This window comes from Xanthomonas sp. LMG 12461 (assembly GCF_009192935.1).
GTDB classification, from domain to species: Bacteria; Pseudomonadota; Gammaproteobacteria; order Xanthomonadales; family Xanthomonadaceae; genus Xanthomonas_A; species Xanthomonas_A sontii.
In genome coordinates this window covers 140716-148630 of record NZ_NQYT01000061.1, presented here as the reverse complement: position 1 = coordinate 148630, position 7915 = coordinate 140716, and the positions used below count along the sequence as shown (strand labels likewise).

Annotated in this window: 12 protein-coding genes; 1 reads left to right on the top strand and 11 read right to left on the bottom strand. The window is 68.4% G+C overall.

Features of this window, described 5'->3' with window-relative positions:
- The 7 genes from CEK68_RS21300 to CEK68_RS16295 form a co-directional block, all read right to left on the bottom strand.
- A partial coding sequence (locus tag CEK68_RS21300) for a hypothetical protein (RefSeq protein WP_226977920.1) occupies window positions 1-198 on the bottom strand: 198 nt, incomplete at its 3' end.
- A gap of 419 nt (window positions 199-617) precedes the next feature.
- Window positions 618-1709, bottom strand: coding sequence for a VacJ family lipoprotein (locus CEK68_RS16320; protein ID WP_152240010.1), 1092 nt, complete (start codon window positions 1707-1709; stop codon window positions 618-620).
- 3 nt (window positions 1710-1712) lie between these two features.
- Window positions 1713-2030: an STAS domain-containing protein gene (locus tag CEK68_RS16315; RefSeq protein ID WP_043093981.1), complete on the bottom strand. Its 318-nt coding sequence runs from the start codon at window positions 2028-2030 to the stop codon at window positions 1713-1715.
- Window positions 2020-2688 carry an ABC transporter substrate-binding protein gene (locus CEK68_RS16310; protein WP_017909943.1) on the bottom strand — a complete coding sequence of 223 codons (669 nt, stop codon included), beginning with the start codon at window positions 2686-2688 and terminating at the stop codon, window positions 2020-2022. Before CEK68_RS16310 ends, CEK68_RS16315 begins: the two co-directional genes overlap by 11 nt.
- The gene (mlaD, locus tag CEK68_RS16305; RefSeq protein ID WP_017909944.1) at window positions 2685-3224 is read right to left on the bottom strand and encodes an outer membrane lipid asymmetry maintenance protein MlaD; all 540 of its coding nucleotides are present in this window, start codon (window positions 3222-3224) and stop codon (window positions 2685-2687) included. Before mlaD ends, CEK68_RS16310 begins: the two co-directional genes overlap by 4 nt.
- 103 nt (window positions 3225-3327) lie before the next feature.
- Window positions 3328-4077, bottom strand: a complete 750-nt coding sequence (locus CEK68_RS16300; protein WP_017909945.1) for an MlaE family lipid ABC transporter permease subunit — start codon at window positions 4075-4077, stop codon at window positions 3328-3330.
- Window positions 4077-4868 (bottom strand): ATP-binding cassette domain-containing protein, encoded by a 792-nt coding sequence (locus CEK68_RS16295; protein WP_043093985.1) that lies wholly within the window; start codon window positions 4866-4868, stop codon window positions 4077-4079. The genes CEK68_RS16300 and CEK68_RS16295 overlap by 1 nt, the downstream gene beginning before the upstream one ends.
- Window positions 4869-5197: 329 nt before the next feature.
- On the opposite strand from CEK68_RS16295, the gene CEK68_RS16290 reads away from it, so the two are divergent.
- Complete coding sequence (locus CEK68_RS16290; protein ID WP_017909947.1) at window positions 5198-5485, top strand: hypothetical protein; 288 nt, start codon at window positions 5198-5200, stop codon at window positions 5483-5485.
- Here CEK68_RS16290 and CEK68_RS16285 read toward each other — a convergent pair.
- From CEK68_RS16285 to CEK68_RS16270, 4 genes are all read right to left on the bottom strand, one after another.
- Window positions 5478-6047 carry a GNAT family N-acetyltransferase gene (locus CEK68_RS16285; protein ID WP_152240009.1) on the bottom strand — a complete coding sequence of 190 codons (570 nt, stop codon included), beginning with the start codon at window positions 6045-6047 and terminating at the stop codon, window positions 5478-5480. The two genes, CEK68_RS16290 and CEK68_RS16285, sit on opposite strands and share 8 nt — an antisense overlap.
- A 10-nt stretch (window positions 6048-6057) precedes the next feature.
- Window positions 6058-6594: a tail fiber protein gene (locus tag CEK68_RS16280; RefSeq protein WP_017909949.1), complete on the bottom strand. Its 537-nt coding sequence runs from the start codon at window positions 6592-6594 to the stop codon at window positions 6058-6060.
- Between the two features lie 58 nt (window positions 6595-6652).
- Window positions 6653-7180, bottom strand: a complete 528-nt coding sequence (locus CEK68_RS16275; RefSeq protein ID WP_043093987.1) for a tail fiber protein — start codon at window positions 7178-7180, stop codon at window positions 6653-6655.
- Window positions 7181-7248: 68 nt separating this feature from the next.
- Entirely contained in the window at window positions 7249-7794 is a 546-nt protein-coding gene (locus CEK68_RS16270) for a tail fiber protein (protein ID WP_043093989.1), read from the bottom strand.
- Window positions 7795-7915: the final 121 nt, after the last annotated feature.

Genomic DNA, 7915 nt, shown 5'->3' with positions numbered 1-7915 from the left:
CCGACAAGAAGGACAAATTGCGTTTTTCTCGGATAGCGCCGTCACTACAGTTTTCCTCATCGGACACAAAAGATTGGGACAAACGGTTTCGCTCTGTGGGGAGGGTTCTTTTTCTTTGCTTGTGCAAAGAAAAGTAACCAAAAGAAAGCACACCCCGCAGCGCGCCTTCCGCGCTTCGCGCTCCAGGTTCGCAGCCACGACTGGGATTCGCGGAAGGGGCATCCTGCCCCTGCCGCGAACGGCGCACATCCCTGTGGGCCGCCCTTCGGGTTTTTCCCCGTCGTGGCTGCCGCGCCGAGGGGACCCTGGTAAATCAACAGCCAGAGCAATAGCAACAGCCAGAGCAACAGCAAGAGCAACAGCAAGAGCAACAGCAAGAGCAACAGCAACAGCAACAGCAACAGCAACAGCAAGAGCAAGAGCAAGAGCAAGAGCAAGAGCAAGAGCAAGAGCGAAGCGACGGCACGTCGACGTCCGCTGCGGATACGGCATCACCCGCTGCAACCCAACAGCCACTCCACTCTGCGCTGCTACTACTGTGCGCGATGGCAAAAAAGTTCAGGCACAAAAAACCCGGCCGAAGCCGGGGTTTTCTGTGCTGCCTAAGTGCAGGCGACTCAGCGACCGCCGCGCCACTCCGGGACCGGCATCGCATCCACCGGCACCGTCGGATTGGTCTCTTCCTCGCGCAGATAGGCCGGCAGATCGTCGTCCTGACGCTTGTGCCCGCGCATGTCGCTCTCGATCTGATAGTTGCGGCGCTGCAGCCACGCATCGCGGGTCAGCTGGTACTCGTCCGGCGCCTGGTCGCGCAGACTGTCCAGCGACAGCAACTGCGCGCGCGTGTCGACCAACTGCAGGCCCTGCAGACCGATGCGCACCCGGTCTTCCTCGATCTGCTGCAGTGGCGACAGCGGCGCGTCGCCGACCAGGCCGAACGCATCGCGCACCGTGCGCGGGCCGAACAACGGCAGTTCCAGGTAACGCGAGCGGCGCCAGCCCCACACACCCAGGGTCTGGCCGAAGTCCTCGCTGCGCCGCGGCAGGCTGGCGTCGGTGGCCGGGTCGAAGATGCCGCCGATACCCAGCGTGCTGTTGATCAGGAACCGGCTCAGGGTCTGCCCCGCCTGCAGCGGACGGCCCTGCAGCAGCTGGTTGACCATGGTCAGCGGCGAGCTGAGGTTGTCGAAGAAGTTGGTCACGCCCAACCGCACCGGCCGCGGCACCACGTTGACGTAGGCGCGTGCCAGCGGCCGCGCCACGCCACGGTCGACCACGTTGTTGAAGGCATGCACCTTGCGGTTGAACTTCTCCCACGGATCGTAGCTCTGCGGTGCAGGCACGCCCTCCGGCAGGGTCGGATCGGCGACCGGGTTGTACGGGTCGCCGCCGTACAGCGCGGCGTAGTCGTCCTCGGCCGAGGTCGGCGTGCCGTTGGCGGCCCCGGCGCCCGGGGCAGCACTCGCCGGCGGCATCGCCGCAGGCGCGCTTGCCGATGCCGGCGCGGCGCCGGTGTCCATGCCGGTGGCGCTGTCCGCGGTCGCCGGTGTGGCGTGCGTATCGGGAGTCGCGGCGCTGTCGCTGGCGGCCGGCGCGGTCTGTGCCACCGGCGGCGGCGGCGGCGGCGGTGGCGTGCGCTTGGGCGCGCCAGCGCAGGCGCCCAGGGCGGCGGCCAGGGTCAGGGAGGTAAGGATACGCAGCACGTTCATGTGTCAGCTCGCCGCAGGGGGAGAGTGGAAGTCCAGGGTCGAGGCCAGCCGGTAGGCGGCGCTCAGGTCGGTCAGGCCGGCCGGGGCGCCGTGGATGGCGACCTCGGCCTGGCCCTGGGCACGCAGGCGCGCGGCAAGTTCGGCGAGCAGCGCCAGGCCGGCGCTGTCCACCCGCGAGACGGCCTGCAGGTCCAGCGCGCGTGCGCCCGGCAGCGCGCGCAGCGCTGCGGGCCACAGCGCGGTGGCCGCCGCACGGTCGAGCACGCCGCTCAGCGCGAGCGTGTCGCCGTCGCGGCGCAGCTGCGGCGCATCACTTGCCACTGTTGCCCGCCGGTGCCGCCTGCAGCGTGCCGTTGCGCAGCTCGGCCGCAACCTCGGGGATCGACTTGTTGCGCAGCGGGGTGTCGAACTGGTTGCGGAAAGTCTGCACGTAGGACACGCCCTCGACCATCACGTCGAAGATCTTCCAGCCCGCGCCGGTGTTGCGCAGCAGGTAGTCCACCGGCACCGGGTCGCCGCCGCTGCGCAGCAGCTCGGTGGAGACCTTGACGCCGCGGCCGCCGGGCAGCGGGGTTTCCGACTTCACCCGCACCTGCGGCTTGCCTTCGAAGGTCAGCAGCGAGGTGCCGTAGCGCTGCATCAGGTTGTCGGCCATCGCGTCGCCGAACAGCTTGACGTCGGCGTCTGAGGCGCCGCGGCCGTGCACGCCCAGCACCAGGCGGGCGGCGTAGTCGCGGTCGAAGGACTTGTTCATCTCGCTGTCGATGAACTGGCGCAGCGCGGTCGGGTTGCTCTTGAACTCGCTGCGGCGCTGTTCCAGCGTGGTCAGGATGCGCGTGCTGTTCTCCAGCACCACCTTGCTGGCCGAACCGGCCTGGGTGGCGGCGGCGGCCGGCGCGGCGGCCTGGGCCAGGGCGGCGGAGGGCGCGGCCACGGCCAGCGCGGCGGCGAGAGCGGCGGAAAGCAGTTTGATCGTCATGGCTTGGGTTCCGTTGCGGGCGTGGTGGGGTCGGCCGAGGGTGCGGCAGCGGGTGTTGCGTTCTTGTCGCCGCCGGCACTGCCGCCGCCGAACATGTACTTGCCGACCAGCTGGATCAGGTCCACCGCCGGCTGGGTGAAGGCGATTTCCTGGCCGGGCTTGAGCGTGTCGGGGTCGCCGCCGGGCTGCAGGCCGACATAGCTCTCGCCAAGCAGGCCACTGGTCAGGATCGCCGCCGAAGTGTCGGCCGGCAGGTCCTTGTACTTGTCGTCGATGGACAGGGTCACCACCGAGTCGAACTTGGTCGGGTCCAGGTCGATCTTGGCGACCTGGCCGATGATGACGCCGCCGATCTTCACCGGCGCCTGCGCACGCAGCTGGCCGATCTGCGAGAAGCGCGCGACCAGGTCGTAGCGGTGGCCGCCGAAGCCCCACTGGCGGTTGGTGGAAGCCAGCGCCAGCACCAGCAGCGAGGCCAGGCCCAGCAGCAGGAAGGCGCCGACGGCGAACTCGAGACGGGGACCACGGAGAGCCATAACGTGTCTACCTTGTTGATTCAGCGTGGCCGCGGCGCCAGTGCCGCGACCGGGATGTTGCCGCGGAGCCTGCCGTCGCCGGCCGGTCCCGCGTTGGCGCCGCTCAGCGGAACAGCAGCGCCGACATGACGAAGTTGAACATCAGCACCAGCAGCGAGGCGTTGACCACGGCGCGGGTGGTGGCCACCGAAGTGCCCTCGATGGTCGGCTCGGCATGGAAGCCGACATAGGCCGCCACCAGCGCCGCCGTGCCGCCGAACACCGCCGACTTCAGCATCGCTACGCCGAAGTCGTCCCAGAAGTCCACGCTGCTCGACAGCGCCGACCAGAACGTGCCGCGGTCCAGGCCGAGCGCCGCCACCGCCTCGAAATAGCTGGCGCTGATCGCCAGCGAGCAGAAGATGCCGGTCAGCAGCGGCACGGTCAGCACCGCCGCCCAGAAGCGCGGCGCCACCGCCTTGGCCACCGGGTCGATCGCCATCAGCTCCAGCGCCTTGATCTGGTCGGTCGCACGCATCAGGCCGAGCTCGGCGGCGATGGAACTGCCGGCGCGGCCGATGAACAGTAGCGCGGTCAGCACCGGCGCCAGCTCGCGGTACAGCGACAGGCCGAGCAGCGTGGACAGCGCATCGGAGGCGCCATAGGTCTGCAGCGTGCGGTAGCCCTGCAGGGTCAGCACCAGGCCGACGAAGGCGCCGCCCACGGCGATGATCGGCAGCGAACGCGCGCCGACCTTGTAGATCTCGCGGATCAGCTCGGCCAGCAGGTCGCGGGTCGGCAGCGAGCCGCGCAGCACGGTCAGGAAGAACAGCCCGGCACGGCCCAGGGAACGGATCGGGGCAACGATGGCCATCAGGCGGCGCTCCGCGCGCGCTGCGGCGCATCGAACGGGATCGGGCCGTCGGGACGGCCGTGCAGGAACTGCTGCAGCAACGGATCGCTGCTGGCCTGCAATTCCTGCGGGGTGCCGGCGAAGACCACGCCGCCGTTGGCGATGGCCACGGCCTGGTCGCAGATCGGCAGGGTCTCGTGGACGTGGTGGCTGACGATGATGCTGGTCAGGCCCAGGGTGTGGTTGAGGCGCTGGATCAGGCTCATGATCACGCCGGAGGCGATCGGGTCCAGCCCGGTCAGGGGTTCGTCGTAGATCATCAGCGGCGGGTCCAGGGCCAGTGCCCGCGCCAGCGCCACGCGCCGCGCCATGCCGCCGGACAGCTCGCGCGGCCAGGCGTCGGCAGCGGCCAGCAGGCCCACCGCGTGCAGCTTCAATGCGACCAGCCGCTGCAGCACCGGTTCGGGCAGGCGGGTGTGGGCGCGCAATGGCAGCGCCACGTTCTCGGCCACGCTCAGGTCGGTCAGCAGGCCGTTGCCCTGCAGCAGCACGCCGATGCTCTTGCGCGTCTCGCGCAGCGCACGGCTGCCGCGCGGCAGCGGCTTGCCGAACACCTGCAGCGTCCCCGCGGCCGGCTCCAGTTCGCCGGTCAGCGCCGCCAGCAGCGTGGACTTGCCGCTGCCGGAGGGGCCGAGCACCGCGGTGATGCTGCCGCGCGGCACGCTCAGCGAGACGTCGCGCAGGATCGCCCGGCCGCCGCGGTCGATGCGCACGCCCGACAACTGCACCAGATTGGATTCGGAAGACGCCATCGCGACCTTTAACGAAAATACAACATAGGATCGATCCGTTCGGCTGAACTTAACCGAACTGGCCCGTGCAGTATTGTGGCACTGCGCGGGCCGGTGTGCGCGCCCGCTTCACCCCGTTCATGCAACAGCGTGTCATACGGCCGCGCATTGGCCGCCGGCGACGCTGCATCGGCTCGGGATGGCCGCCACCGCGCCAGCGCCTCGCCGCTGCACTTGAGGGGTGAACAAAAGGCGGTGTGGACAAATGCCCGCACAGCGCTTGTGCGCGTCGCGACGGCACGCGACGATGCCGGCATGGCGGCCGTGCCGAACCACACCTGGAGTCAAGGATGGAGCTGTTGAGCTTGGAACACTTCGCTGGAAGCGTGAACGAGACGTTCTCGGCGCAGTTGAACGAAGGCGAGGTCGCATTCGTGCTGGTCGAAGCGCGGCCGCTGCCGACGCCGCCCGCGGCGCGGCGCGCCCCGTTCTCGCTGCTGTTCCGCAACGGCTCGGCGTTTCTGTTTCCGCAGCAGACCTACCAGATGCGCCATCCGCGCCTGGGCGAGATCGGCATCTTCCTGGTGCCGGTCGCGCGCGAACGCGACGGCTTCCTGTATCAGGCGGTGTTCAACTGACGCGCGCGTCCGGCTTCGTGCCGGCGCCATCCCAGCGCATGGCCAGATGGGTCTGGCCGGCCTCGCCGGCAACGAAGCCCAGCCGCGCGTAGAGCCGCTGCGCTGCGGGATTGGCATGCAGCACGTGCAGCGTCAGTGCGCGCCCATCCGCATGCGCGATCGCCTGTGCCTGCGCGATCAGCGCGCCGCCGATGCCGTGGCCGCGGCAGTCCGGCAGCAGGTTGATATCGACCAGGACGTGCGGATCCGTGCTGCGGTCCAGATACAGCCGGCCCAGCCGCGCGTGCGCGTCTTCCACGATCAGGAAGTCCGCGCAGGGAAAGTGCTGCAGATAGTGCGCGTGCTGCAAGGCGAACTGCTGGTCGAGAAAGGCGCGCTTGGTTTGTTCCGGCCACGGCACCGCGGCCAGTTCGTCGCGGCGCGTACTGGCGTATAGGTCGCGCAGCCAGTCCAGGTCTGCCGAACGCGCCGGCCGCACGCTGATGCCGCGTGCCTGCAGCGCAGCGGGCGCTGCCCACCCGGCGTCCCGTTGCGGAAAGCCGGGCGAGGCGGCGATCGACATCACGCCTGCCTCAGTTGAAGACCGGATAGTTGCCCTGCAAGGCGATGCAGAAGTTCACCGCCAGATACGGCTGCCGGTTCTCGTGCGCCTGGCCGATGCCGGTGGGCATCAACATGGTCGGGGAGAACTGCGTGTTCGGCGCGACGGCCAGGAACGGACGCTCGGTATTCACGTTCAGCGTCGACAGGGCGACACCGCTCGCAGGCGAAGCGGTTTTCTTCGTGCCATCCGGCTGTGAGGCAGCAGTGACCCCGTGCTGGTGCATGGGGATCTGCGTGCTCTGCAGGCTCACCGACGCCGAGCCGAAATTGCTGCCCAGCGTGTGCGGCGTCAGTCCAGGCCCCGCGCCCTGCTGGCAGCCGGCGCGCGTCACGAAATTCGGCAGTTGGAACGTGGTGGTGCCATTGCCGCCGTAGGCCACGCCGAGCAGGGAATACAGCACGGTGTTCTGCGTGATCGGCAGGGTGGCGCCGTTGCACAACGCCCAGCCGTACGGGTTGTAGTCGAAGCCGAACAGCTGGATTTCGCCGATATAGGGTTCGGTCATGAGCGGATTCCTCCGATGAGCGGATGCGTGCCGCGGCCGTGTCGGCGCGGCGCAGAGGTCAGGCCTGTTGCGGGAAGATGCCGGTGGTGGCGATGCAGTACTGCACGGTCAGCGTCGGCATGACGTTGTCGTGCGGTTGGTTGCCGCCAGCGAAGGACGTGCTTTGCGGCGACAGCGCCAGCATCGTGGCGCCGGTGACGTCGCTTGTATAGAACTGGCTCCCGTTGACCGCGGCCGGCAACAGCCCGGCGGGCGCGGTGGTGGTGGCCGCGGCGGTGGTGGCCTGCGCGGTATGCGTGTGTGCCGGCATCTGCAGCTCCGTCAATGTCACCGTCTCGGTGCCTGCGCGCTGGGCGAGCGGGTAGTTGCTCAGGCCCGGTCCCTGACCCTGGTGGATCGGCAGGCGACCACGCAGATCCGGCACGCCGAAGGTGCTGGTGCCGTTGCCGCCGTAGGCAGTGCCGAGCAGGACGTACAACGGTTCGTATTCGGAGATCTGCAGCAGCGAGCCGTCGCACGCCTGCCAGCCCTGGGGCGTACGGCCGAAGCCGAACATGCGGATTTCGCCGATGAAGGGAGTGCCCATGAGATGCTTCCTGGTCGATGAGGCGCCACGCGCACGACTGTGCGCGGCGTGCCCGGATGCGGATGCGCCTAGCTGCGCGAAGGGAAGATGCCGGACAGCGCGATGCAGAAATTGATCGTGGTGTACGGCTGCACGTTCGGATGCGCCTGGCCGCCGCCGCTATTGGCGATGGTGGACTGCGCCAGTGGCACCGTTGCCCCTGGCGCAGCGTACAGCGCGTGCGGAGTTCCAGTAGGGATGTAGTTGTTGGCGAACAGGCGGCCGGTCGGTATGCGGTTGTCACCGTTGGCGCTGCTGCAAGTCATCAGGTGGGTATGCGGGGGCAGGTTGTCGCCTACCAGCGTCACCGTCTCCGCGCCGGCGGCCTGGCCCATCGGCACCGCAGGCGGCTGCCACGCCGGGTCGGCCGATGGCCCGTAGCCCACCGGCGTGCGTCCGCGCATGTCCGGCAAGCCGAAGGTGGTCTTGCCGTCGCCGCCGAAGCGGGTGCTGAGCAGACTGAACAGGGCCTGGTTCTGATTGATCGGCAGCAATTGCCCGTTGCACTGCGCAAAATATTTTGGCGCAAACGCGAAACCGGTCAGCATGATCTGACCGATGAAGAACTCGCTCATGCGGATCTCCCCCCGGAGTGGATGACGGCAGACCTCGTGTCTGGCGCCAGACTACTTAATCACGACTTCGGCGACTTGCAAGAGACGATTTCGCTGAACCAGACAGACGTGACGCATTTGT